The 23,855-nt window shown below is 60.3% G+C and carries 21 protein-coding genes and 1 pseudogene; 4 read left to right on the plus strand and 18 right to left on the minus strand.

From position 1 onward, the window contains the following. Positions 1 to 477: 477 nt before the first annotated feature. Positions 478 to 1,359 (minus strand): GNAT family N-acetyltransferase, encoded by an 882-nt coding sequence (locus tag H7C19_RS28650; RefSeq protein ID WP_246469890.1) that lies wholly within the window; start codon positions 1,357 to 1,359, stop codon positions 478 to 480. Between the two features lie 791 nt (positions 1,360 to 2,150). On the opposite strand from H7C19_RS28650, the gene H7C19_RS35045 reads away from it, so the two are divergent. Then, entirely contained in the window at positions 2,151 to 2,258 is a 108-nt protein-coding gene (locus tag H7C19_RS35045; protein ID WP_246469881.1) for a sporulation protein YjcZ, read from the plus strand. A gap of 264 nt (positions 2,259 to 2,522) precedes the next feature. On the opposite strand, the gene H7C19_RS28655 is transcribed toward H7C19_RS35045, so the two are convergent. From H7C19_RS28655 to H7C19_RS28665, 3 genes are all read right to left on the minus strand, one after another. Further along, complete coding sequence (locus tag H7C19_RS28655; protein ID WP_185672524.1) at positions 2,523 to 4,466, minus strand: TOMM precursor leader peptide-binding protein; 1,944 nt, start codon at positions 4,464 to 4,466, stop codon at positions 2,523 to 2,525. A 42-nt stretch (positions 4,467 to 4,508) separates the two neighbouring features. Next, the gene (locus H7C19_RS28660; RefSeq protein ID WP_221469536.1) at positions 4,509 to 6,293 is read right to left on the minus strand and encodes a bacteriocin maturation protein; all 1,785 of its coding nucleotides are present in this window, start codon (positions 6,291 to 6,293) and stop codon (positions 4,509 to 4,511) included. Between the two features lie 152 nt (positions 6,294 to 6,445). Next, the gene (locus H7C19_RS28665) at positions 6,446 to 7,153 is read right to left on the minus strand and encodes an ArsR/SmtB family transcription factor (RefSeq protein ID WP_185672526.1); all 708 of its coding nucleotides are present in this window, start codon (positions 7,151 to 7,153) and stop codon (positions 6,446 to 6,448) included. Positions 7,154 to 7,250: 97 nt separating this feature from the next. Between H7C19_RS28665 and H7C19_RS28670 the strand changes: the two genes are divergently transcribed. Beyond that, on the plus strand, positions 7,251 to 7,871 hold the full coding sequence (locus H7C19_RS28670) for a flavin reductase family protein (protein WP_185672527.1): 621 nt from the start codon (positions 7,251 to 7,253) through the stop codon (positions 7,869 to 7,871). Between the two features lie 31 nt (positions 7,872 to 7,902). Here the strand turns inward: H7C19_RS28670 and H7C19_RS28675 are convergent. From H7C19_RS28675 to H7C19_RS28700, 6 genes and pseudogenes are all read right to left on the minus strand, one after another. Continuing rightward, positions 7,903 to 8,259 (minus strand): annotated as a pseudogene (locus H7C19_RS28675) (SDR family oxidoreductase); the annotation flags it as partial. A gap of 52 nt (positions 8,260 to 8,311) precedes the next feature. Continuing rightward, positions 8,312 to 9,397 carry a GerAB/ArcD/ProY family transporter gene (locus H7C19_RS28680; protein ID WP_185672528.1) on the minus strand — a complete coding sequence of 362 codons (1,086 nt, stop codon included), beginning with the start codon at positions 9,395 to 9,397 and terminating at the stop codon, positions 8,312 to 8,314. A 26-nt stretch (positions 9,398 to 9,423) separates the two neighbouring features. Beyond that, on the minus strand, positions 9,424 to 9,648 hold the full coding sequence (locus H7C19_RS28685) for a hypothetical protein (protein WP_185672529.1): 225 nt from the start codon (positions 9,646 to 9,648) through the stop codon (positions 9,424 to 9,426). Between the two features lie 10 nt (positions 9,649 to 9,658). Continuing rightward, complete coding sequence (locus H7C19_RS28690) at positions 9,659 to 10,867, minus strand: Ger(x)C family spore germination protein (protein ID WP_185672530.1); 1,209 nt, start codon at positions 10,865 to 10,867, stop codon at positions 9,659 to 9,661. Then, positions 10,864 to 12,396, minus strand: a complete 1,533-nt coding sequence (locus tag H7C19_RS28695; RefSeq protein WP_246469882.1) for a spore germination protein — start codon at positions 12,394 to 12,396, stop codon at positions 10,864 to 10,866. Before H7C19_RS28695 ends, H7C19_RS28690 begins: the two co-directional genes overlap by 4 nt. Before the next feature lie 182 nt (positions 12,397 to 12,578). Beyond that, on the minus strand, positions 12,579 to 13,418 hold the full coding sequence (locus H7C19_RS28700; RefSeq protein WP_185672531.1) for a phytanoyl-CoA dioxygenase family protein: 840 nt from the start codon (positions 13,416 to 13,418) through the stop codon (positions 12,579 to 12,581). A gap of 130 nt (positions 13,419 to 13,548) precedes the next feature. Between H7C19_RS28700 and H7C19_RS28705 the strand changes: the two genes are divergently transcribed. After that, positions 13,549 to 14,448: an AraC family transcriptional regulator gene (locus H7C19_RS28705; RefSeq protein ID WP_185672532.1), complete on the plus strand. Its 900-nt coding sequence runs from the start codon at positions 13,549 to 13,551 to the stop codon at positions 14,446 to 14,448. A gap of 150 nt (positions 14,449 to 14,598) precedes the next feature. Here the strand turns inward: H7C19_RS28705 and H7C19_RS28710 are convergent, their stop codons facing one another. Both H7C19_RS28710 and H7C19_RS28715 read right to left on the minus strand, forming a co-directional pair. Then, a complete protein-coding gene (locus tag H7C19_RS28710; RefSeq protein WP_185672533.1) occupies positions 14,599 to 15,261 on the minus strand; it encodes a FusB/FusC family EF-G-binding protein in 663 nt (220 codons plus the stop codon). Between the two features lie 257 nt (positions 15,262 to 15,518). Next, positions 15,519 to 15,896: a hotdog fold thioesterase gene (locus H7C19_RS28715; protein WP_376775459.1), complete on the minus strand. Its 378-nt coding sequence runs from the start codon at positions 15,894 to 15,896 to the stop codon at positions 15,519 to 15,521. Positions 15,897 to 16,178: 282 nt separating this feature from the next. Between H7C19_RS28715 and H7C19_RS28720 the strand changes: the two genes are divergently transcribed. Then, positions 16,179 to 17,099 carry a phosphotransferase gene (locus H7C19_RS28720; protein WP_185672534.1) on the plus strand — a complete coding sequence of 307 codons (921 nt, stop codon included), beginning with the start codon at positions 16,179 to 16,181 and terminating at the stop codon, positions 17,097 to 17,099. A gap of 186 nt (positions 17,100 to 17,285) precedes the next feature. Here H7C19_RS28720 and H7C19_RS28725 read toward each other — a convergent pair whose 3' ends face one another. The 6 genes from H7C19_RS28725 to nikA are packed head-to-tail and all read right to left on the minus strand — an operon-like array spanning position 17,286 to position 23,613. Beyond that, positions 17,286 to 18,062 carry an ABC transporter ATP-binding protein gene (locus H7C19_RS28725; RefSeq protein ID WP_185672535.1) on the minus strand — a complete coding sequence of 259 codons (777 nt, stop codon included), beginning with the start codon at positions 18,060 to 18,062 and terminating at the stop codon, positions 17,286 to 17,288. Beyond that, entirely contained in the window at positions 18,059 to 19,258 is a 1,200-nt protein-coding gene (gene cntE, locus H7C19_RS28730) for a staphylopine family metallophore export MFS transporter CntE (RefSeq protein ID WP_185672536.1), read from the minus strand. Before cntE ends, H7C19_RS28725 begins: the two co-directional genes overlap by 4 nt. Before the next feature lies 1 nt (position 19,259). After that, entirely contained in the window at positions 19,260 to 20,084 is an 825-nt protein-coding gene (locus tag H7C19_RS28735; RefSeq protein WP_185672537.1) for an ABC transporter ATP-binding protein, read from the minus strand. Further along, a complete protein-coding gene (locus H7C19_RS28740; protein WP_185672538.1) occupies positions 20,074 to 20,976 on the minus strand; it encodes an ABC transporter permease in 903 nt (300 codons plus the stop codon). Before H7C19_RS28740 ends, H7C19_RS28735 begins: the two co-directional genes overlap by 11 nt. After that, entirely contained in the window at positions 20,973 to 21,929 is a 957-nt protein-coding gene (nikB, locus tag H7C19_RS28745; RefSeq protein ID WP_221469537.1) for a nickel ABC transporter permease, read from the minus strand. The genes H7C19_RS28740 and nikB overlap by 4 nt, the downstream gene beginning before the upstream one ends. 16 nt (positions 21,930 to 21,945) lie before the next feature. Then, positions 21,946 to 23,613, minus strand: a complete 1,668-nt coding sequence (gene nikA, locus H7C19_RS28750; protein WP_185672539.1) for a nickel ABC transporter substrate-binding protein — start codon at positions 23,611 to 23,613, stop codon at positions 21,946 to 21,948. Positions 23,614 to 23,855: the final 242 nt, after the last annotated feature.

Here is a 23,855-nt window from a genome sequence, read left to right on the forward strand (position 1 = left end):
TTTGAATATTTATCGATTTTCCGCTGAATAAGTTATACGTTTGCAAGTAAATGCCTCTTCTCCGCCAATGGGAGCCAATTAAGTTGTATGAATACAATTTATTGGGAAGCAAGCACCACGATCAAGGCACCAACAGCGAGCACCTCGGCGAGCATCCCCGGCAAGCACCAACATCAATCACCACGATCAAGGCACCAACAGCGAGCACCTCGGCGAGCATCCCCGGCAAGCACCACCATCAATCACCACGATCAAGGTACCAACAGCGAGCACCACCAGCGAGCACAACCAGCGAACACCACCGGACATGTTCAGCCGATGAAGTCCGGGCGACCAATGCCCAATCGAATACGAATACTCCGTACGATTATTAGGTGTGTAAGCCCTGAAAGCGACGATAATGCCAATGACCCATTTTCATAAAGAAGGCCGCGCCCCATCGGGCACGGCCTTCTTCGATAGAAGCGGTCGAGCTGGTTAAACGCCGATTGCGGCAGCGCTTGATTCCGTCCGCGAATCGAGTTCGATGCGGTATTCCCGCCGATTCGCAAAGGCGGCGTATCCCGCTTGCGCGAAGGCGTTCGCCATGGGGTGATTGTTCACATCCGTGTCCGCGCGAATCGGCGCGACGCCGGCCGCCTCCAGGATGGCCGTTCCTCTGCGCAGGAGCGCATGGATATAACCGCGCCCTCTGTGCTCCGGCACGACGCCGATGAATCCGATGGTGGCGAAGGTTGGGCTCTTCGCCGGCATGATCAATCCCACGAGCTCGCCGCTAGGCGTATAAGCCAACTGCCACCAGTCGGGCTCGTATGCCATCCGGCGCAAATCCTCGAAGGCGCGTCTGGCGTGTTCAACGGGCCCGAGCCGATCGCGATCGCCTTGCTCGCGAAGGTCCAGCGTCCCCCTGTTCGCTTGTTCGATCGCCGCGATGAAGGCGGTCTCGCCCACCTCGGCTAACGATCTGAACGATAGTCCCGCATCCCCCTTATCGACCGTCGCGGACTTACCGGGAATGCGCTCGAATCGACAAGTCTGCCGAATCTGCGCAAAGCCCGCTTCCTCCAGAAAGCGCATGCGCGCTTCCGGATGCGTCTGCCACTGCGGCGCCATGACCGGGACGTCCAGTACATGTTCGATCTCTCTAGCGCCTAACGCCCGCATGGCAGGCAAAGACTCTTGCAGCAATCGACGGCCGATCTCCGCGCAGCCGTCTTCGACCCACGGCAAGTCCAGCAGCACCAGCGATAGGGGGTGAGCCTCGCCCGGCATCGTCCAGTAAGCCAGACGGCCTAAGGCTCGTCCGCCCTCGCTGGCCACATAGCACCATTCCTCGCGCATGGAGCCTTTGGCGATCATCTGTTCCACATAGCTTTTAACGTCATCTCTGTGAATTGCGGGCTCCCTTAAATCGAGGAACCGATCGAGCTCCCCGGGCCATACCGGTTGAACGGTCAAGGTCAATACTTTTCGCCAGCTTTCTCATGATTTGGAATTCGGCTTGCGAATGCAATAAGATCAAGAGCGTTCACCTCCTGGAATCGAATGATTAGTTGTAACCGACATAATGGTTTTCGAAGGTTACAAACATAGCTTATCATGCCGATTCAGGAAATGACAAAGGCCAATGCACCGCGCCTATCGTTCCAACCGACGCATAGATTTATTCTCGTTTCGCTAGTCTTCCCTCTTAATCTAATAGGGGCCGAATCGCCATCTCAGTCCTTAGGCGTCCTGTTGGCACGTTCGAACGGGCAAGCCGTTCACTGAGAGGACACAGGCAGGACGTACGCGCGGCGGAAAGCCGATGCCTCTCCCTCCTCCCTAAGCGTTTGCGGATAAATCGCGTCCATAGGTAGAGGTACAGACCCCTTCCCTCATCGCTCATATATTGTCAAGGTGACGCGACATCCGTCACGACTCCGCCTGGGTGCTTCTTCTTCGGCCCATCACGATAGCCGACGTGATGGGCTTCGGCTTTTTTTAGCAAGCCGGTCCGCGCATCCGGGTCGCTATGTCGGTCGGTCCCGCTTTGCTTAGACGCTAGCGGATTCTGCGGAAAATGTGCGAACGTACTGACCGTATAGACGTTTTTACATACATTGGCAAGGTGACCTTCCCTCACAATCCATTAGACGGTGGTGATAAAAATGGGTGTTGTAGGAGGCTCCTGTGCCGGTTACGGCGGAATGGGCGCAGCTGCGTTTGTACTGGTGCTCTTCATCTTGCTGGTCATTATTCTGCGAGCAGGGTACTAATTCTCTCGAGGTGCGGTTCGCTTGAATAGATCGACTTATGAAAGGCGGTGAGACAATGGGCTACGGTGTTGGTGGAGTAGGTGCTAGCTGTGCTGGCTACGGTGGCGGTAGCGGCGCTGCATTCGCCCTGGTACTCTTCATTCTCCTGGTCATCATCCTGCGTTCTGTTTGGTATTGATCTGATCTCGCGGTCCTCCATGAAGCCGTTCGCGGCTTCATGGAGGATCTCTCTCCAGTCCGGACAAGTCTTCGGCGAAGCCCGGGCTAGAGGAACGGATGCGGATGCGGATTCAAATCCGTCGGGGTCAATCTCGATTCCGCATACCCGAGCGCGGCCGGAACGGCAAACAGGCGCTCGAGGCCCGTCAACCGTCTCAGATGATGCCCGAACGTCATCGGCAGCAAGCCCGGCACGATCACTTTCACGCAATGAAGTCCGTTGCGCCGGATCTCGTCCGCGGTCTGATTCACCACGATCACGTCCAGCCGCAGGTCCCGGAATCGGCGCAGGAGCGCCTTCAGCTCCTCGGTCAGGTCCGAGCGCCGGGCCGGCGGCTCGAACGCTTCCCAGAAGGGAATCGCGGGTCGATTCGGACGCAGTAGAAAGTCCAGGCGCGATTCGGCTTCGGGAACGGTATACAGCAGCGCATGATCCGGCATCTCGCTGACCCGATCGGGGTCGCGCAGCATCTCTACATATTCCCGGCGGTTGTCCTCCGACATGCCGTCCAGATAGCCCGCATGGCCCGCGAGCTCCATGATCGCGCTCTTGGCCGCCCGGACGGGATCCAGGTGCGCGCCGGCGGCGCAGATTAGATTCGCGCCGCCCGGCTTGCGATTTTTGCCCAGCGCCCAGATGCTCGGGATGCCGGTATCGAGCGTCGTATTGAATAGCTGCACCTCGTAGCCGGCTACCGCCTCCAGACGATGCAGCATCAAGGTCAATTCGTCGTCGCCCGATGCATAAGGGTCGAGCCGGGGGACGGACAGCCGTGCATACCACGCGAGCAGGAACGCGTCCCGCTCCACCGCTTCGAACAAGCCGTACAGAATCGCCTCCGCCAAGCTCCCTCCGATCGCGCTGCCGTTCGAGCCTTCCGCGACGAAGCCGCCGCCGAAGCCGGAGCTGTAGTAGACCAACTGCTCCGGGATCAGCAGCGGCCGCTCTTGGATGAGCGAATAGCCCCATACCCAAGGGATCGGGGCATCCGGATCGAACGGCTCGTAGGGAAAGTCGGGGGACGCGTACTGTTCCGGCGAATAGAGGCCGACCGCGCGGGGATCTAGCGCCCGGTCCGCGAGATTGCGGTAGGCGTCGCGCACGCGGGTCTTCCTTCGGCGGGGGATGGCGCCGCAGTACCGCTCCAGCCCTTCGAACAGGGCGGTAAGCGCGCTGTCGGGGTAGGCGTGAGCGCGGCCGGCCGTGATCTCGTTGCCGTACGAGGTCGGCAGCCTCGCGAGCGCGTCGCAGAACGGCGTACCGGGCTGAAGGCTCATGGCATTCATCAAGCCGGTCCGTTCGTCGCGGTAGTCGCGATGGATCGCTTCCGCCATCTCCGCGACCGCCCGCGTACGATACGAGGCCGCGTTCGCCTTCGGGCTCGGCTGCAGCGCGATGCGGGCATCCTCTTCCCGGTCGTCCGGCATCTCTCCGCAGAGCGGGCATTGCGGATCCGGCAGATAGGCATGAAGCGAATTGGACAGCGTCTTGAGATCTGCGAGGTAGACGCATCCTTCGGTCAGACAGGGATCGCCGCGCATCGCTCTCTTCGCCTCCGCCGCGATCAAGCCGCTCATGTAGCCAAGACTCCACCGCGATACGGAAGGGCCCGGCAAGACGACATCGTGCAGGAACAGCTCCATCTGCAGCTCGGCGCTCACGTCCCGGTCCCTTCCGGCGGTCTCCAGCCTCGCGAACGCACAGCGGGCGCAGCCCGGCTTATCGGACCGGACCAGCGGCCCGACGATGCCCTCTTCCCGGACGACCGTCGCGCCCAGCCAAGGGATGCCCGCGCTGTGCAGCGCCTCCTCGACGGCCGACTGTACGGCCGGCCGATAGTCCTCATTCAAGACCACGCACAGCTTCGCGGTTCGGGGAAAGCGATCGGGCACGGTCTTGCGGCGAATGACCCGATAGGATCCGGACACGGCCTGATGGACAAGCGACGCCAACCGTCCTTCCCCGACGATCACGATCGAGGCGTTCATCCCGCCGTCACCGGATCGTCTCCGGCCGGACGCGCCGAACGGTTATGCATGATCGATCCCTCCTTTCTTCCGCCGGGCCGGGCGGACCGGGTCGGACGCCGAGCGTAGAAGGATGCCGAACAGACCGGCGATGGACTTCGGGATGCTCGGATCCGGCGCGATTTTATAGACGAGCAATGCGAGTTCCGCGCGCTCCAGCCTTTCCAGCGCCGATCGGTAGACTTCGCGCTCGGCCTCTTGTGCGTCCGCGGGCAGAGACGCGCACGGCAGCAAGGGAGACGGCCCGGCCGACTCCGCGACGCTCGGAACCGTCAATCCCGCGTCCCGTTCGTTCAAGCCGCCGTTCTGGACGTCCAGCAGCGCGCGCAGCAGCGCGCGGCGCAGGGCCAGCGTAGCATTCAGTCCCACGCTGCCGTACCAGCGGCCGTTCGTACCGATCCAGACGACCGGGAAGCCGAACACCTCCTCGCCTAGACCGACGAGCGGCTCGCCGCTAAAGACGTTCAGCGCCCGCCAATAGTACCGGCAGCGCGCATCCGCCACCTCGCCGAGCCGCGCCCCGATCACGGCAGGCGCGCGATCGGTATCGCGCGCGAGCCACTCTGCCTCCAGGCCGTGCTGCAAGGCGCGGCATATGCCTTCCACCGCGGTCGCGCCGGCGCCCAAGCCGCGCAGGCCGATCCCGCGCCCCTCCAAGAGCCGCGCCGCGTATGCTTCGATCCCGGCCAGCCCAGCTTCCCTTCTCGCTTCCTCGTGCGTCAGCCCGGCGCGCCGGATGACCGGCAGCAAGCCGGACGGGCCGTCGGTCCGCGGATCGGCCGCTTGCACGCGGCATTGCGCCAGCGGCAGCTGCCTCAGCGCCCCCTCGTCCCACAGGTGGAACACGCCTGTCGACGGCGACGTCAACCGCTCGAAGGCAGCGAGCAGATCCGGGGCGCCCCTCCGCGCCGGTCGCCGAAAGGCCGACGGCAAAGGATAGCGCCGCGGCCGGTCGCCCTGCGCGCTTCCGGAAGCCAACGGATGCGGAAGAAAGGGATGCCAGCTTCCTTCCAGACGCGCCGTATGGAACAAATAGAGCGAGCCTCCGCTCGCCGCTCCCTCGCCGCCGGGGGCCGTGGCATACAGCGTATGCAGCATCACTTGGGCGAGGATGTCCCCGGCTTCGGGCGCTGCCGCTGCCGCTGCCGCGGGCGTGCCCGGCACGGCGTTCGGCGCCGAGCCCTGCGGACGCGATTCGAACGCCGACCGTCGGATCCGGCGCCATGCCGACTCCCAATCCCCGGCAGACGCCGGCGTGACGAGCGGGCCGACCATCCAGACCGCGCGACGGCACCAGGCCGGCAGCAGCGTCTTCCCTTCGGCCCGGCAGGCGGCATGCAGCGCGCGCAGCTCGTCGGGCGTATCGGCTTGGGTGACATAGAGGATCACCTCGAACGGGCGTATCGCTTCGCGCCAAGTCGAACCTCCCGCCTCCGGCAGCGTCAGTTCCACGATCTCCGCATTAAGTGTTGCCCGGCGTGCATCTGCTAGCAGCGCTTCGAGCCGCTCGAGATCCGTCGGAGCCGCGCCGGTCACCAGGATGCGTAGTCGGGACAAGCCGGATGCCAGCATCGCCGCCGCAAGCGAGAGCAACAAAGGACCGGACCCGACGGCCAATACGTCCTTGAAGCGCAGCGGCTCGGCGTCGTTCGGCTGCGAGAGCGGACGCGCCTCCGCAGCCGCTCGTCTTCGAAGCTTCATCGGATTCACGGACCATTCTCCTTCGCCGGAGCGCGCCGCTCGCTCGCGCGCCCCTTGCTGCGTCAAGTCTAAAGTTCTTCTTTCCATGGATATGAGCGGCGAATTGTCCGTTATTCATGCGCGGCCGGAAACGGCGAAGAGCCGACTTCATAGAAGTCGGCTGAACGATCCGGTCGATCTCGTCGATCGAGTTGGTTCTCCCTAGGCTATGGCTTCCGATGCGCGAGCGAGCTGTCCGATCATCGCGGCGCCGCGGCTTGCTCCAGCGCCACCCCGAATGTCTCCCGAAGGCCCTGAATACCGGCGGGCGTGACCCGAACCGCGCGCGTGTCCGGCTGCCGCTCGATCCATTGCAAGAACAGTAGACGTTCCAGCAACGCGTGCCCGAGCGCGCCGCCGAGATGGGGATATCGTTCGCTCCAGTCCAGGCATTTGTGCAGGAACGAACGGCGCTGCCTGCGGACGGCCGGCATGTCGATGCCGAACCGGGCGAGGAACCGCTCCCCGTCCTCGGTGAGCACGAACCGGTCCTGCTCGTCCGCGAGCGCCCCCATGCGCAGCAGCGCGTCCGTCACTTGAACGCCGACGCTCCCCGCTAGATGATCGTAGCAGGTGCGGGCATGCCGGATCGCCCGATCCTCGGTCGATTGGCGCAGGGAGCGGATCTGTACCGGCCGCGCGATCGAGAGCAGCGACTCCATCACGCCGGCGACCTCCGCGCTCCGGATGCCGTAATACCGGTGTCTCCCTTGACTGCTGACCGCGACGACATCGGCTGCGACCATCTTCGCCAGATGAAAGCTGGCAGTCTGCGGCTTGATCCCCGCCATGGAAGCCAGCTCTCCCGCCGTATGCCTGCGCCCGTCCAACAGAATCGTCAGCATCGCCGCGCGGGAGGGTTCCGTCGCCATGCCCGCCACCGCGGCCACATGCGGATTGACGCTCATCTCGTTCACCCTCTCCTCATTTGCATTCCACATTTCGATGATACTTGAAATGTGCGCTTGGTACAATGACATTCAAACCAAGAAAGGAGATTTCCCCATGAACGATACGAAACGCCCGCCGGCGTCGATGGCCATCGCGCCCAGCATCCTTTATTACGGGACGCCCGTCATTCTCTTGACGACCCGCAACGAAGACGGCAGCGACAACATCAGCCCCTTGTCCTCCTCCTGGGCGTTAGGAGACCGCATCGTCCTCGGTGTCGGATGCGCCGGCCAGGGATACGGCAATCTGATGCGGGAGCGAGAATGCGTGTTGAACGTGCCCGACGCCTCCCTCTGGCGGCAAGTCGAGCTGCTCGCGCCCTTCACGGGCAAGCAACCGGTGCCCGAAGCGAAGCGCAAGCTTGGATTCGCCTACGAGCCGGACAAGTTCGGCAGGGCCGGTCTATCCGCCGCGGCATCCGAACGCGTGAAGCCGGCCCGGATCGCGGACTGTCCCCTGCAGATCGAAGCCGCCGTCCGGCATATCCGGATACCGGACGAAGCCCCGCATTTCGCGATCGTCGAGACGGAGGCGCTGCGGGTCCATGCGCATGCGGACATCGTGCGGGACGAGCGCCACATCGATCCCGTCAAGTGGAACCCGCTGATCTACAATTTCCGCCATTACTACGGACTGGGTCCAGAGCTCGGCCGGACGTTCCGCGCGACGACCTGAAGCCGCGTCTGTTACTTCCGCCAAAGGACGCTCAGCGGTATCCGGCCGCGTTCGCGGGTTTGCCCGCGTCCTGCACTTCGACCATATACCGCCAGCAGTCCGGCTGCGATCCGTCGAGATCGCGGAATCCGTACGCCCGGGCGAGCTGCCCGCTGGAGACGGACTGACCGCTCCAACGGGCGACGTCCGGATCCGCAGCGAGCGCCGCGATCGCTCGCCCGACATAACGCGGCGTCTCCGAGATCGCGAAGTGAGGCTCCTTCGCCAGGGCGTCGCGCCAATTCTCCTCCCGCACGCCCATGTGGTTCAGCATGATCTCGGACCGCATCCAACCCGGGGTCACGGCCACGGCCGCACACGAATAGGGCGCCAATTCATGCGCGAGCGAGTCCGGGTCGAGATTTTCCTCTGCCAACGCCGCGTTCTCAGACTCTCGCCCGTTAAGCCGTCTTCCCTCGGAAGAAAGAGACCATCAGGTACAAGAGCGGCATGATGACGAGAAAAATCGAGGCGTAAGGCAGCCACGAGGTCGACAAAAACTTACGGATGAAGAACACGTTCGGGTAACAGAGAAGCGCCATCACGACCAGCCCGATGGCGCATGGCCACAGGAGCGCGCGAAGATCTTTGACGCCCAGCGCCTCGGAGAACGCGAGCAGCGAAGCGTGGAACGTCAGCGTGATCTTCACGAAGATCGAACAAATCCAGATGAAGATCATGATGCCTTCGATCCGCTCGAGGAAGCGGCCGATCTTGATGTTCTTGGCCATCGTATAAGCCGGATAGAGGTGATTCGCCGTCAGGTCGCTGCCGAGTACGCCGATGCTCCCCAACGTCGTCAGGATCAGTACGAGGCCGCCGAGCGCGGTGCCGATCAGGAAGCCCTTTCCTTTGCCTTTGCCCGCTTTGACGCTCGGATAGATCATCAGCAACACGACAAGCTCCTGGAACGCAAAGAACGATACGCCGCCCTTCAGAATCGGGACCGGTCCGTATTCCATGAACGGCATCATGCGGCGGCCGTCGAAGTCCGGCATCATCGGGATGATGAACAGGACGAGCAGCAGCACGATCCACGGGAAGAATATCTCCGCGGCATACGAGAACCCTTTCATGCCTTTCCTCACGGTTAGGGCGATCGCGCAGACGAACATGATCAGGAGCGGCTCCATCGGGGTATCGACCAGAATCTGCGACGTGAGGAAGTACCCCATGTCGCCCACCATCAGCGAAGCCAGCACAAAGCAGAACGACGCGAAAAACGCGCCCAACAGCTTGCCGATCCAGCGGCCCAGCAGCAGCTCTCCGATCTGAACCAGCGTGCGTCCGGCATGCCGCTCGGCCAGCAGCACGTACAAGGCGGCGAATCCGACATTGAGCCCGATGCCGACGATCGCGGCAAGCCAGGAATCCTGCTTGGCCGCCTCGGCGAGCCCGGCCGGCACGATCAAGACGGAAGTCCCGACCATGAAGAAAAACGCGAGGATGGTGAAAGCGCGATGCGTGATGTCCTTGGAGCTCTCCATATCGTTCCCCCTTCCGCCTGACGCGCTCAGGGCAGTCCAAGCGCGTGACACGCCGCTGCGATCCAGTCGACCGGATTGGGCAGCGGCGCATGAAGCCTATGCGCGATGTACAGACCCGACCAGAAAACGAGCATCGCCATCAAACAGCCAATGTTCTTCCAGCGCTCTCCTCTGCTCCCGTACGATAGTTTGCGAATCTCGAACCAAGCGATTGCGACGGCGCTCGCCGTTACCCCGATGACCCCCCACATGGCGGCAGGCTCACTCCTTCACCATCCGTTCTACGGATTTGTCGATGGTGCCGATCTTGCGGACGTAGAGATCCGGGTAGACCTGCACGCGGACATGTCGGAAGACCTCGTTCCAATCCCGAATCCGATGCCAGAGCGCCGGCTGCTGGCGGTGCACCTCCAGCCCGAAGCCGAAGATGTCCGCACCCATCCCCTGCGCTTCCTCGATCCCGTGTTCAAATAACTGAGTTAGCGTTTTGCGGGCTTCTTTGCGCAGCGATTCCAGCGCCTCCGCCTTGCCGAAATCCATACCGCATTCAAGATCCGACAAATCCGACTCTACCCGGACATGGACATGGATGACGGGCATATCGCCCGCTCTTGCGACCCGAACACGCGTCTCCGAATGCATGACGGCAAGCGAGAGCTTGCCGTTCTCCCCGCACTTCTGAACGCCAAGCGTCTGATGGATGGAATTCTGCAGATAGTTCAGCGCCTTCGTGCCGTCCGCATCGAGCCAGCCGACCATCTTGTCTCCGACGAATACGGCCATGCCGCGATATTCCATGACGGCCGAGGGTGCGATCCCTTGGTTATTGAAGCGCGTCCTTCCCCTGACTTTGTTCCCTGCGATCTCAATGCCGGTCAAGGCCGGACTTTTGCCCGACGCGGAGAGATCGATCGTGAGCCGATCAAGCGTAATCTGTCCCGTCGCCGCCCAGAGGGTGTCCGAATTGTATAGCTTCGTGTACAGGTTATTCGCCGGGATCGGATCCATCGCGCTGTAGATCCCGAGCACTTCGGCGGGCGTCGACTCCCGGGCGACGACCAGGTAGAAGTCGTTGCGCATCTCCGCATCGCGCGAGAGATAGTCCAACGGCTTGGCGATGCCGTCCCGGGCGAGGCGCTCCCCGAACACGACGATGCGCAGATGGGCAAAATACAGCCGCTTCGACGATTGGTTGGTCATCCTGCGCAGCGCTTCGGGCACGGTTCTGCCGTCCTCCGTGAAGGTCACGACGGGCGCCAAAGTCGCATTGATCCCGTTGCGCGTGGACACTTGGCTCGGATTGACGATCTGCGCGGTCACTTTGTAGCCTTCGTCCGTCTTGTCGATGCCGAGACCGACCACGATCGCGAGCTCGTTCAGCTCGTGACGGCTCCAGCACCCCGACAGGAGCAGGACGAGCGCGAAGGCGCAGACCGCAGCGCCCGCTCGACATAGGCTGAGCGTTCTCATCGGCGCTGCTGCCGGCTGCCGCTACGCTGCCGCAGGCGCACCCGGTTTCCTCCTTTGGTCGTCGAGGGCCTCAGTCTCATCCAGGGGATCGGCATCCGGAACAGCGCGTCCTTCTGGTCGTTCAAGCGCAGCGGCGCGAACGGCGCCATGTAGGGCACGCCGAACGATTGAAGATTGCACAGATGGACGACGAGCAGAATGATGCCGAGGAACACGCCGAACAAGCCGAACGACGCGCCCAGCCCCATCAGCATAAAGCGCAGGATACGGGCGGAGATGCCCATGTTGAAGGCCGGCATCACGAAGTTGGAGATGGCCGTGATCGAGACCACGATCACCATTCCCGCCGTGACGAGGCCGGCCTCGACGGCGGCTTGGCCGATGACGAGCGTCCCGACGACCGAGATCGACTGGCCGATCGTCTTCGGCATGCGCACGCTCGCTTCGCGCAAGATCTCGAAGGTGACTTCCATCAACAGCCCTTCCATGAAGGCGGGAAACGGCACGCCCTCCCGCTGGCTGGCGAGATTATAGAGCAGCGTCGTCGGGATAAGCTCCTGATGAAAGGTCGTGACGGCAATATAGAGCGAAGGCGTCAGCGTGGCGAGCACAAACGCGATGACCCGAAGGATGCGGATCAGGGAGGCGAAGTCCGTCCGTTGGTAATAGTCCTCGCTAGATTGGAAGAATTGAATGAACAGCGCCGGAACGACGAGGGCGAACGGCGTGCCGTCGACCAGGATGGCGACTTTGCCTTCCAGCAAGTGCGCCGACACGACGTCGGGCCGCTCCGTGTTGAATACGGTCGGGAAAGTTGTGAGCTGCTTGTCCTGAATGAACTGCTCGATATAGTTACTCTCGAGGATGGCGTCGATCTCGATCCGATCCATCCGCCGGCGCACTTCGTCGAGCACGCTGGACGTCACGATGCCGTTCATATACGCGATCACGACGCGGGTCTGGCTCTCCTTGCCGATGATGCGCGTCTCCATCCACAGGTTGGGGCTCTTCAGCCGGCGGCGGATCATCGCGGTATTCCAATCCAGTACCTCAGTGAAGCCTTCGCGCGGACCGCGCACGACGGATTGGACGTTCGGCTCCTCGACTTGACGCGCTTGAAGCTTGACGGAGTCGACTGCGAGCGCCGCATTCGCCCCGTCCAGCAGAACGATGCCGTGTCCGGTCAGCAAGTAGCTGTAAATTTGCGCTAGGCGGTTGACCTCGACGACGTTCGCATCCGTAAGGATGCTCTCCTTCAGCGCCGCCAGGTACGCGTGCGGGTCCGTCAGTTGGGCGAGTGGCAACTGCGGATCGGCGAGAAGCTTGCCCATCGTCGTTTGGATATCGGACATGCCTTCGGTATAGAGGACGGATCCGCTGCGCGCGCTTCCGTCGGCGAGACGAATCTTGAACGCGCGTTGCTTGACGTCCGAACTCTTGCCCAAGGCAGTCATGATGCGGTTCGCGTTCGCTTCCAGGGAAGCTTCCAAGATCTCTTCATTCGGCGAAGAGGGATTCGGTCCGGCCATGATGCGTCACTCTTTCTGTCGAGACTGAATGTCCACATCTTCGCCGAAGTCAGGGCGGTTTATACGGCAGACGCTTAAGCGGCGTATGCTTCCGGAGTTTGCGGATAGGCGCGATCCCCCGCCCGGACGGCGATCAGAGACTGCCGGCCCCGGTTACGCGACCGCACGAAGACCCATCCGATTTAACGTTTGAACAACGTCGGAAAGTAGTCGTTCTCGAACAGCTGTCCCGCCCTCGGGCGAGGACCGAGCAGGCGGATATTGTCATGCCGCTGTACGCCCGCGCGATAGGCGGTGCCGCCCGGCATGAGATGGGCGACGACCGACAGCCGCGGTTCGGCGGTGCGGTTCGGACCGGAGCCGTGGAACGTCAGGCCGTGGTGGAAGCTGGCCTGCCCGGCCTTGAGGATGCAAGGCTCCTCCGTCCATTCGCGTCCGTCGGCGAACCGGTCCTTCAACGCTTCCATATTCGGATCGAAGAACGCGTCGCTGTCCGGCACCAATCCCCACCGGTGAGAGCCGAGGATCGTCATCATGCCGCCGTTCGCCAGGTCCGTATCCTGCAAGGCGATCCAGACGGTCACCATGTCGGGCTGGTCCGAACATTGCCAGTAACCGTAGTCCTGGTGCCAGCCCACGTTGCCTGCGCCGGTCGGCTTGTCGCTGACGCCCGGCTTGTAGATCACCTGATCGTGCCACAGCCGTATCTCGTCCACCCCGAGCAAGTCGGCCGACAGCTCGCCGATGAACGGATCGGTCACGGCCGCCCGGATCTCGTCGTTCACCCACCAGCCGTTGTCCAGCTTGCGCAGCGCATCTGGATCGGATGCCAGTCGGAAGGGATTCATCGTCACGCCGTCGCCGTCATAGTCGCCGGACCAGATGCGCTCGTGCGCCCGGCGCAGCCGCTCGATCCGGGCGTCGTCGAACAGCTTGGGACTGATCCAGTATCCGTCGCGTTCGAACGTCGCTTTGTCCTCGTTCGTAATCCGATAGCCTTGTCTAGCTTCGCTGCTGCTCATCGTATCTTCTCCTTCATGTCTGGGATGCCTCCATCGTACGATAAGAGGCGACTGTTGACGTTCGCGCCCGTGCGCAGTAGTATTAGACACATTCAGTACGATCGCGAACATGCGGAGAGGAGTCTGAGCCGTGGTCCGTTCCATCCCGATTGCCGCCAGATGGACCTATGAACGCGAGCAGGACGGGCCCGTTCCCGGCGTGCCGGAACTCGTCATGCTCGGCGGCGACGAGCCGCGCCGGGCGGCGCCGCTCTCCCTCCATGCCCACCCCGGCTGTTATGAGTTCGTGTTGATGGAGAAAGGCAAAGCGAGCTGGGAGCTTGACGGACGGCTGTACGAGACCCAAGCCGGAGAACTCTTCCATACGCGGCCGGGCGAGATGCATCGCGGCGGCTTCAACGTCATCGAGCCCAGCAAGTTCTGGTGGCTCATCTTCCGCGCGCCGGAGGGCGCGGATTGGCTGAGGCTGGCGCCCGGCGAACGAGACCTGATCGACAGGGCGCTCGCGATCCAGCCACGCGTCGCCAACGTCGGATTGCTTCCGACCGGCACGTTCCGGCGCCTGCGCCGCGAGCTGGCGGGCAGCCACCCCTTCCGCAGCCTCTTCGTGCGCCAAGCCCTTCTCGACCTGCTGCTCTCGTTCCTCCGGCCGGATTCGGAACGCGCGGCCATCGCAGACGACCTGCTGCGCCAGTTCGACCGGATCGCAGGTCGGATCCGGCGGGAGCCCGAATGGCGTCCTTCGGTGCAGGACTTGGCCGACGAAGCCGGGATTAGCGCCTCGCATTTCTATCGGACGTTCCAGGCGCATACGGGATTCTCTCCGATGAATTTCCTGGAGCGGGAGCGGGTCGAGGAGGCTTGCCGGCTCCTCGAGGCGGACCGGCTGCCGGTGACCCAGATCGCGCACCTTCTCGGCTACCCCTCCAGCCAGCACTTCGCCACCGTCTTCAAACGAATCATGGGTTCGACGCCTCGCGAATGGAAAAATACGAAGAGGGACGGCAGAGAAGATCCCCCTGGGGGATAGCGCATAGCGCTGCCCGGGACGATCACGCCCTGCTGCGGCGGTCTGGAGCGGCGATGATCCTTATTTGGACTTGACTCTGGCGAAAACGCACCAAGGGACTGTCCCTCGGGCCCAATCGGCCTTCTGAGACAGTCCCTCTGAATCCTCGACTTATCGGGAGGATCCCCCGATATCTTGAATGAATCTCTCCAATGCGGCGACATCCGTGATGTTCCGGTTGCAAACGCCGCTATCGACGCACACGTAGTTGCCGATCGCTTTGTAATAATCCGACGAAGCGTTCGCCGGTTTGGATTTGGTGATCGCCGAGAACAGCGCCACCTCCTCCTGCCGATTGCACAGGAAGCAGGTCCCCTTCTTGTTCGTAGGCGTAAATCTGCCTTCGATGCCGAAGAGCTGCCCGCTCCGCGCATACACGAGGAACAACTTGCTCGTCGCGATGTCGGTCCAACCGAGATAGGTCACAAAGCGTAGATCGATTGCGGCCAGGTCGGGAACCTTCAGCTTCTTGATCTTGGGGAACAGCTTCTTGATCTGTTTGTCCGTCACGGGCTGGAATCCGATCAGATCCGATTCCAGTTCACGCAGATATTGCCCGAAGTCGCCCAGCGTTTGCAAGGCGACGATCTTCTCGAGCGCTAGGCGTTGATCCTCCGAAGCCTCCGGCAGCGCCTCGACGATCTTGCTCTGCGCGCTGTATCGGACCGACTCGACGACCTTCGGATCGGCCACGGTATTGCATGCACGCTGCACCATGGCAGCCTGCTTCTTGATCAGGTTATATTGATGGTTTCTAATGAATGGCGCATTCATGCTTTTCAGCCCCTTATTTGGAATGACGAATCCAAAAGGTGCAAAGCCCATTCTTAGAAACGATATCGGCTCTCTCGGGCGAATCGGAAGCTAATCGTGTCCGCCCCATGCAAAGTATCGCCCCTAAGTTTAGGCTTTGCATGAGTCGTTGCTCATTCTGGCAAAGTGATTTGCCATCCCTACCAACCCCCTTATATGGACCATTATAAATACATCCGTCCGATGCCGCAACGATTCTAGCGAATTCCAAAGCGGGGCTAGCCGCGCAGCTTGTCCTTCGGGACGATGGCCACGGTGCATCGCGATATACAGATCAGCCGCTCGTCTTCGTCCGTAATCTTAATATCCCATACCATCGTCGTCCGTCCTTTGTGCAATGGAGTGGCCGTGGCGGTGACGATCCCGTCCCGCTTGCCGCGAATATGATTGGCATTGATCTCCAGACCCACGGCCACCTTCGTTTCCTTGTCGATCTGGTGATACGTGCCCACGCTTGCGACCGTCTCGGCCAGCGCGACCGAGGCGCCGCCGTGCAGCACGCCAAAGTACTGCCGGGTCGCGGCGCTCACCGGCATCGTGGCGACCACACGATCCGCCGTAAGTTCGGTAATTTGCATGCCCAGGGCGCCAAACATCGAATTCCGGTATTGCTCCTGATCTTCCAGCATCAATCGCTCGTGATTGTGTTCCACCGATGTCGTCTCCCCATGGTCCAGCTGCCGCGTCGCAACCGGTTTATACGTCCGTCTCTCTACCATGATGCCGAATGGGAAGACAAATCGCAAGTTCTTCCTCGCGCGCCAATCGGACGCGCGGCGAACCTTCCGCGAACGAGTTGCTCCTAAAATGACCTAAATCTGTTAGACTAATAAATCCTGGAATGATTGCAAAGAAACGAATGAGGAGGAGATCGTCGGATGAGTCATTCGAATTCGAATCTATGGGACGCGGAATGGGAGGTTTCCGTTGAAGCGGCCGCAAGATTGATTGGCAGTCAATTTCCCGCGTTGGCTTCCCGGCCCGTTCAGCGATTGGACCACGGTTGGGACAATACGGTGTACCGGGTCGGAGACGAATACGTCTTCCGCTTCCCCAGGCGGGAAGTCGCCGTAGCGTCGTTAAGGATGGAAGGCCAGATCTTGCCCCAGCTCGAAGCGTACATTCAGATCCCTTATTCGAAGCCGCTCTTCCACGGCGAAGGAGATCGCGACTACCCGCTGCCTTTTCTGGGTTATCCGTATCTGCCAGGCGCTTACCCCATCGGATTAACGGATGAACAACGGGCGCTGTCGGCTGGAATTCTCGCGCAATTCCTGAAGGGGTTGCATGCCTTTCCCGTGGAGATCGCGCGGGAGAACGGCGTGCAGGCCGACCACCGGAATCTCGCGGATATCGCGGCCCGGATCGAGCGGATGCAAGGTTTCCTCTCCAAGCTCACCCCTCATATCGAGGCGCAAGATCGGCTTGCCATTGCCGGCTATCTGGATCGGCTGCCAACCGGCCGCGTCCGGCCATGCGACGTCTTCCTGCATGGCGATCTTCATTTTAAGAATATCGTAGTCGACGAGACGGGTCTTGTTGCGGGCGTCATCGATTGGGGAGATATCAATATCGGTCATCCGGCTTGCGATTTGAGCATCGCCTACAGCTATTTGCCTCCGCATGCGCGCCCGGCGTTCTTCCAAACTTACGGACCGGCGGATGAGGAGACGCGCCGGCTCGCGCGATTGATCGCCGTCTACATCCCGATGCTCATCTGGATGCAAGCGATCGAAGACCGGGCGGACGCGATAGCCGAAGAAGCACGATCGAACATCCTCCGCGCGCTCGCGGATTAAGCGACATACGCGGACCCCCCCCCAGTCGGATGGACGGTACCCCGAATAGGATGAGGTACCAGACCGAATGGGGGGAGATCCGAACTTCGTCGCTAGAGGCGGGATCCGCGATCTGGCGCCGAACAAAGTGCTGTTCCACAATACGACCGGTGGACAGGTATGCCGGGTCAGCGTCTTCAAAGATCGTTACTCCACTCCCGCAGCCTGCATCATCGCTCGAAAGGTCGGGTGGCCGCTCTCGAACATCTCCGAAGCGTCCACCGTGTCGACCAGGGTACCCTTCTCCAGCAAGGCGACCCGGTCCGCCAAATAGTGGACGGCCATCACGTCGTGCGAGATCAGCAGATACGAGAGTCCGTACTTCTCCTTCAACGCTCGTAGATGATGCAAGATTTGCTTTTGAACGATCATATCCAAGCTGCTCACCGGTTCATCGAGCACGATCAGCTTCGGCTTGAGCGCGATCGCGCGGGCGATGTTCACCCGCTGAAGCTGGCCTCCGCTCATCTGGGAGGGCCGCTTCAGCATATCATCCGCAGCGAGACCGACCAATTCCAGCAATTCCGCGACCGTACGCCTTTCTTCTTGAGCGGACTGTCGCTCATAGTTGCGCAAAGGCTCGGAGATGATCTGCCGGATGGTCATTCGGGGGTTCACGGCGGAATAGCTGTCTTGAAAGACGACCTGAATGTCGCGCCGCCAGGAACGACGCGTTCTCCGTCCCTTCGGATAAAGGTCTTCGCCTCTGAACGTCAGCCTGCCTTCGTCCGGTGGCAGCAAGCCGAGAACCATCCGCCCGAGCGTACTCTTCCCCGCCCCGCTCTCCCCTAGAATCCCAAGGCAGGTTCCCTCCTCCAACGTGAACGAGAGATTGCTTATGGCGCTGCCTTCGGCCGTTTGCCTGCGGAACCACCCGGAGGCGTGGTAGGTTTTGGATAATCTCTCCGCGACTAACAGACTCATAGAATCACCTTCTTCTTTCCGCGATAAGCGATGGACAGCAGCAAGGTGCCCGCTCCGATGCATGCGGCCGTTCCCAACATCGTCTGATAGGAGAACGCGCCTGCGATCCATCCCATGACAAAAGCGCCGGATGAGGTGCCGAAGTCCGCCGCGGCGATAAACCAGCCGATCGAATATCCGCGAGATTGCGCAGGGACGATGAAGGTGATATAAGTCATCAGCGTAGGATACAGCAAGGACAGGGCCAGGCCGTTGAACACCGCTGCGGCAAGCAGGACAGGCGTAGACAACGACAGCATGAGCAGTGCCGGAGAGATCATGAAGCAGGCGATCAGAATGACCAGCAGCCATTTGGGATAACGGGCCGACGAAGGAATATGCTTCCGTCCAAAGAAACGAATGAATATGAGAACCGCCGTCTCCGTCAAAAAATAGAGCGGCGCCGAGTGCAACCCCTTGCTCTCCAGGTACAAAGGTAAAAACGTAGGCGAGACGCTGAATACGATCGAAGCCAGCAGCATGACGAGCGACGGGAATAAGAGAGCCGAGTTCGTCTTTCTCGCGAGACTGCCGCCCACCCCCCTGTTCTCGCTTCCTTCCCTGCTTTTCGGCTGTCCGGCCCGCGCCTCCAGATTCCTAAACAATCCCGTACCGAACACAATATTGCAGCAGCCGATGCCAGCGAACAACAGCAGCAGCTGCGTCATCGTCACTTGATCCTTCATATTGAGCACGAGCACCGGCACGAACGTATACGGCACCATCGATGCCAGCGAGAGGAGCGACAGACCTTGCCCCCTCGCTTTGTCGGAGATCAGGTCGATGATCAACAGATGCACGGTCATGGAGAAGAAGGCCAGAATAGCGCCTTGGAGCGCCCGCATGATCGCAAATGCCCATAGGTTCTCGAGGGTATAGGTGAAAAGTACGATCGCATTCAGAATAAGCGCGATCATGAAGATATTGCGAGAGCCAAACTTATCAACGATGGCGCCTGCCACGGGCCTCAGAAACATCGAAACGAACATATAAGCGCCCATGATGACGCCGATCTGGGACTGCCCGGCCCCTAACGACTGCGAGAAGAAAGGCAGCGCAATGATGAGCATATGATTGGTCGCGTAGAAGAGCAATGCGACCACGTACAGCCAAACGGCTCTTGGGTTGAAAGGATTCTCGAGGTTGATCGATTTCAAATTAGACTCGACTCCCGTTCTGGTACCGGCTGCTCCTCGTTAATCGGGCTTCCCACAGCAGCTTCGTATATTCTTGCTCGGGATTATCCCGAAGTTTCTCGACGGTTCCGCTCTCGATGATCCTTCCTTTTTTCATCACCACAACCGCATCGGCTAGCGCCTCAATGACGTTTAGGTCGTGGGATACGAGCAGAATCGCCGTCTCCCGATTTGCCTTGATCGCGTGGAACGCGTCGATGACGCCCCCGCGGTTCATACTATCCAGTGCCGTGGTCGGCTCGTCGGCCACGAGAAGCGCCGGATTCGTCGAGATGGACAGCCCGATCATGACCCGCTGCAGCATGCCGCCGCTGAGCTCGAACGGATATTGGCTTAGAATCCGGCCGGGGTCTTTCAGATTCATCCGGGCAAGACAACGTATCGCTTGCTCGGTCGCTTCTTTGCGGGAGCGGAATCCATGCAAGCGCAAGGTCTCGATGAACTGGCTGCCGATCGTGAGGAGCGGGTTGAAGGCGGTCATGGGATTCTGAACCACCAAGGATACCTCGGAGCCGCGAATCCGAATCATTTCTCTAGGCGCGAGTCCCGTCAGTTCCCTGCCGCCAAGACGGATGCTTCCGTACGTCAGGCTGGCCGATGGCGGCAGGAGTCCGAGAATGGACAGACAGGTCATCGACTTGCCGCAGCCGCTCTCGCCGACGATTCCCAGCACTTCGCCTGCCCGGATCCGGAATGTCACGTCTTGGACCGCCTTCGTTTGTCCTCGGTCCGATTGCACCTCGATGCTTAAATGGCGAACGTCGAGTACCGTCTGTCTATCGCTCATGGCTTACCTCCTTATTGGCGGTTTCAAGCAAGCCTGAAGTCTTGGCTTTTTTTCGCAAGGGACTGCCCGCGCCCTTTCTCTCTCCGACCGCATCGCCAACGACATTGAGCAGCGCCACCAGGATGAAGATCATCGCTCCGGGCGCGATCATCAGCCTGGGATGGCTGCGAATGAACGATTTGCCTTCGTTGATCATGGCCCCCCATTCCGCCATAGGCGCTTGAACGCCGAGTCCGACAAACGACAATGCGGAGATATCCATAATCACCCATCCGATCTCCAAGGATACGACGACCAGCAAGGGCGGCAGCAGATTCGGAACGATATGCCGGCTCATCATCCGGAACGGCGAAGTTCCGCTCACCCGAGCCGCGACGATATACGTTTGCTGCTTCAATTGGTTGACGAGTCCGCGAACGAATCGCGCGTAGTAGACGGTCTGCACGATGATGAGGGCGACCGCCATCTGCTTCCACCCCGCTCCCCAGACGGCAATGAGGCTGATGGCCAGAATAAGGGACGGGAACGCCAAGATCGCATCGCACGCGCGCATGACGAGGCTGTCTACGATTCCGCCTGCATAGCCCGCCAGAAAGCCGATGGCGAGTCCCAACACCAGACAGGAGGACACGATCAGCAGCGCCAAGCCCAGCGAGACCTGCGTTCCATAGAGGAGGCGGGAGAGCAGGCAGCGCCCCAACTGATCCGTCCCTAGCGGATAATCCGAGGAGGGACCTTCGAGTTTGTGGGCGAAGTCGACCAAATTCGGATCGTGCGGGGCCAGATAAGGGGCAAGAAGTCCGCAGACCACAATCGCGAGGAGAAGCGCCAACGCGAGAATCAAGGCCCATCGCCGACGCGCCGGCGAGAGAACGCGAAGGAGAACGTTCATCGTCCGTCCCCCTTCCCGATCGCTTGCGTCAATCTCGGATCCAAAGACGCTTGAATCAGGTCGGCGGCCAAATTCCCCATGACGAACACGAACGCCATGATGAACAGGTAACCTTGGATGACCGGATAGTCCCGATGAAACACCGCTTCCAGGAAGAAGCCGCCCATCCCCGGCATTCCAAAGATCTGCTCTACGATCACCGTGCCTGCGAACAGCTTCCCCAGATTCATCCCCGCCGCGGTAACGACGGGACGAATGGCATGGCGCAGAACGTGCCGAGTCACGATGGCGAACGTCCCTAATCCTCTTGCTCTCGCGTACAGGACAAACGGCTCTTCCAGACTCTCCAGCAGCCCGGCCCTGAGCAGCCGAGAGTATGTGGCGATAAGCGCAAAGGCGAGCGTCACGGAAGGCAGAATATAATGAAACCAAGCATCCGCTCCCTGCAAAGGGAACCAATCCAGCTTGACGGACAGGAAGTAAATCAGGAGATACGCCAGCCAGAACTGCGGCATGGAAGCGCCAAGGAAGGCAAGCAGCCTGCAAATATGGTCGGTTAGCTTGTTCTTGCGGAGCGCGGACGCGATGCCGATCGGAATGCTGACCAAAAGAGCAAGCATCAGACTGGCTCCCGCTAAAGTCGCCGTCACGGGGAGCCTGGCCGCAAGCTCGCTCGTCACCGGAAGCTTGCTGTAGAAAGACGTTCCCAGATCAAGCCTGATAAGCTGGCCGAGCCATACGCCATATTGATGCCAAAAAGGCACGTCCAACCCTAATTGGGTTCGGACTGCCCTCAGCGTCTCCTCATTCGGCACGATGTTCGAGACGGACAAGTAAGCCTTGGCGGGATCGATTGGGGTCAAGCGCAAGAGCAGAAAAGATACGAATGAGGCCCCCAATAAGACGGGGACCATCATCAGTATTCTCTTCCACACATAAACCGATAGCTTCATTGGCGCAACACCTTAGTTATTTTTGGATGTCCAGCGTGTCGAACGGCGTCTCGTCGCGGTGTGCCGGGAACTTCAAGCCGGTTACGTACTTCGGATAGACCGCGATGCTCGTCAAGTACGAAATCGGCAAGTATACCGCTTGGTCATGAAGCGTCGTGAGGATGGAGGTATACAGCTTCTGGCGTTCCGTCTCGTCGGTCGTGAGCAGGACGTCCTTCATCTGTTGATGCAGCTCCTTGGCCATCGGCAAGCCTTGCTGAGACTCATAGATGCCGTAGCCCGGCTCATAGTTGGTCGATACGAAGCTATGCGGGTCGTAAGGGGCGCCGTACGTGCCCCAGAACAGAAGGTCGAAGTCCGCCGCCTCCATGCGTTTGTTCCGTAGCTGCCTCTCTAAGCCCGTTAGCTTGACCTGAACGCCGATCTGCTTCAGATCGGACTGAATGGCGGTCGACATCGGCTTCTCGACTTCGTCGTCTCCCATGTAGACCAATTCGATCTCGAGCGGCTTGCCGTCTTTCTCGCGGATCGTCTTGCCGGCCGGCAGCTTCCAGCCCGCTTGGTCCAGCAGCGTCTTTGCCGCCTCCATGTCGTAGTCGTACGGCTTCAATCCGACGTTCGCGTAGGGGAAGTTGCTGGCGATGATCGAATCGGCCTTCTTCTCCACGCCGTTCGTGACGCCGTCGACAAGCGCCTGCTTGTTAACCGCATGTTGCAGCGCCAATCGGACGTCGAGATCCGCGAACGGCCCCTTGGCCGTGTTGACGATCAGCGCGCGGCTTGCGAGGGCGTCGGAGATAGAAGTCTCGAACTTGCCCGAGTCGCGCAGATTGACGAACGAATCCAAGCTGATCACGCCTTCGCCATAGATCAGATCGATGTCGCCTTTCTCCAGCGCCAGCACTCTCGCCTCCGGGTCCGGGATGACCTTGACGACAAGCTTGTCAATCTTCGGCTTCGCCCCCCAATAGTTGTCGTTGCGGGTGAAGACCGCGAGCTCGTCTTTCTTGTATTCGGACAGCACCCAAGGTCCCGTCGAGATCGGATTCTTGATGGCGTTCGCCGTATTTCCGTCGTCCGGGAAGCCTGCAGCGCCGAGGAAGCGAAGCGGACGAACGACCGCGAACTCCTGCAGGGTCGGGTAATATTGATTCTTGAGCGTTATGCTGAACGTATGCGCGTCGACGACCTCCGTCTTGTCGATCTGGCCGATAACCCCCAGCCAAGAATGCATATCACGGTTGGCAAGAATCGTATCGAAATTTTTCTGAACGACGTTCGCGTCGAATGCCGAGCCGTCCGAGAACTTCACGTTCTGCCGGAGATGGAAGGTGTACGTCTTGCCGTCCTCCGAGATGTCCCAAGATTCGGCGAGCTTCGGTACCAGCTGGCCCCCATCGCCATAATCGATCAAGGGCTCATAATACATGCCTTGGGCAAAAAATTCGTTCGGCGCGTATTGATGCGGATTCAACGGACCGATATCCTTGGGCCAAGAGATCGTGAGCACCTTCTCTGCACCCTGAGCCGCTTGCGTAGCGTCACCCGCAGACGAAGTTCCCGATGGTCCGGACGAGCCGGCATTCGGCTTCTGATTCGTTTGGCAACCGGCCAGAACGAAGGATAGAACGAGTACGAGAATAAGTACGGTATGCGCATTCTTCAGCTGACGAAACACGAACATTCGACCCCCGCGATGCATATAATGATAATGATTATCAAACTCAATAATTGGATCATAACTGATTTATTATCCGATTACAACCTTTATTTGATCGTTTTAGCTGTCATTTTCAATGGAGGGTCTCCTCCGAAACCTTCGGAATCCGGCAAGCATGCGCTTATGCCTGAAGCTGGATCGTTTATTCAATGGCATATATAAAAAACACGCATGACCTTACTTTAGGTCACAGGCTATAATGAAAA

This window comes from Cohnella nanjingensis, assembly GCF_014212125.1.
GTDB lineage: Bacteria > Bacillota > Bacilli > Paenibacillales > Paenibacillaceae > Cohnella > Cohnella nanjingensis.

What these genes read in the sequence shown, in the direction of transcription:
- H7C19_RS28710 (WP_185672533.1), bottom strand. Translation starts at nt 15,261, where the DNA reads ATGAATGCGCCATTCATTAGAAACCATCAATATAACCTGATCAAGAAG.
- H7C19_RS28690 (WP_185672530.1), bottom strand. Translation starts at nt 10,867, where the DNA reads ATGAGAACGCTCAGCCTATGTCGAGCGGGCGCTGCGGTCTGCGCCTTC.
- H7C19_RS28725 (WP_185672535.1), bottom strand. Translation starts at nt 18,062, where the DNA reads ATGAGTCTGTTAGTCGCGGAGAGATTATCCAAAACCTACCACGCCTCC.
- H7C19_RS28740 (WP_185672538.1), bottom strand. Translation starts at nt 20,976, where the DNA reads ATGAACGTTCTCCTTCGCGTTCTCTCGCCGGCGCGTCGGCGATGGGCC.
- H7C19_RS28695 (WP_246469882.1), bottom strand. Translation starts at nt 12,396, where the DNA reads ATGGCCGGACCGAATCCCTCTTCGCCGAATGAAGAGATCTTGGAAGCT.
- H7C19_RS28660 (WP_221469536.1), bottom strand. Translation starts at nt 6,293, where the DNA reads ATGGAAAGAAGAACTTTAGACTTGACGCAGCAAGGGGCGCGCGAGCGA.
- H7C19_RS28720 (WP_185672534.1), top strand. Translation starts at nt 16,179, where the DNA reads ATGAGTCATTCGAATTCGAATCTATGGGACGCGGAATGGGAGGTTTCC.
- H7C19_RS35045 (WP_246469881.1), top strand. Translation starts at nt 2,151, where the DNA reads ATGGGTGTTGTAGGAGGCTCCTGTGCCGGTTACGGCGGAATGGGCGCA.
- H7C19_RS28680 (WP_185672528.1), bottom strand. Translation starts at nt 9,397, where the DNA reads ATGGAGAGCTCCAAGGACATCACGCATCGCGCTTTCACCATCCTCGCG.
- H7C19_RS28665 (WP_185672526.1), bottom strand. Translation starts at nt 7,153, where the DNA reads ATGAGCGTCAATCCGCATGTGGCCGCGGTGGCGGGCATGGCGACGGAA.
- H7C19_RS28685 (WP_185672529.1), bottom strand. Translation starts at nt 9,648, where the DNA reads ATGTGGGGGGTCATCGGGGTAACGGCGAGCGCCGTCGCAATCGCTTGG.
- H7C19_RS28670 (WP_185672527.1), top strand. Translation starts at nt 7,251, where the DNA reads ATGAACGATACGAAACGCCCGCCGGCGTCGATGGCCATCGCGCCCAGC.
- H7C19_RS28735 (WP_185672537.1), bottom strand. Translation starts at nt 20,084, where the DNA reads ATGAGCGATAGACAGACGGTACTCGACGTTCGCCATTTAAGCATCGAG.
- nikB (WP_221469537.1), bottom strand. Translation starts at nt 21,929, where the DNA reads ATGAAGCTATCGGTTTATGTGTGGAAGAGAATACTGATGATGGTCCCC.
- H7C19_RS28715 (WP_376775459.1), bottom strand. Translation starts at nt 15,896, where the DNA reads ATGTTTGGCGCCCTGGGCATGCAAATTACCGAACTTACGGCGGATCGT.
- H7C19_RS28650 (WP_246469890.1), bottom strand. Translation starts at nt 1,359, where the DNA reads ATGATCGCCAAAGGCTCCATGCGCGAGGAATGGTGCTATGTGGCCAGC.
- H7C19_RS28700 (WP_185672531.1), bottom strand. Translation starts at nt 13,418, where the DNA reads ATGAGCAGCAGCGAAGCTAGACAAGGCTATCGGATTACGAACGAGGAC.
- nikA (WP_185672539.1), bottom strand. Translation starts at nt 23,613, where the DNA reads ATGTTCGTGTTTCGTCAGCTGAAGAATGCGCATACCGTACTTATTCTC.
- H7C19_RS28655 (WP_185672524.1), bottom strand. Translation starts at nt 4,466, where the DNA reads ATGAACGCCTCGATCGTGATCGTCGGGGAAGGACGGTTGGCGTCGCTT.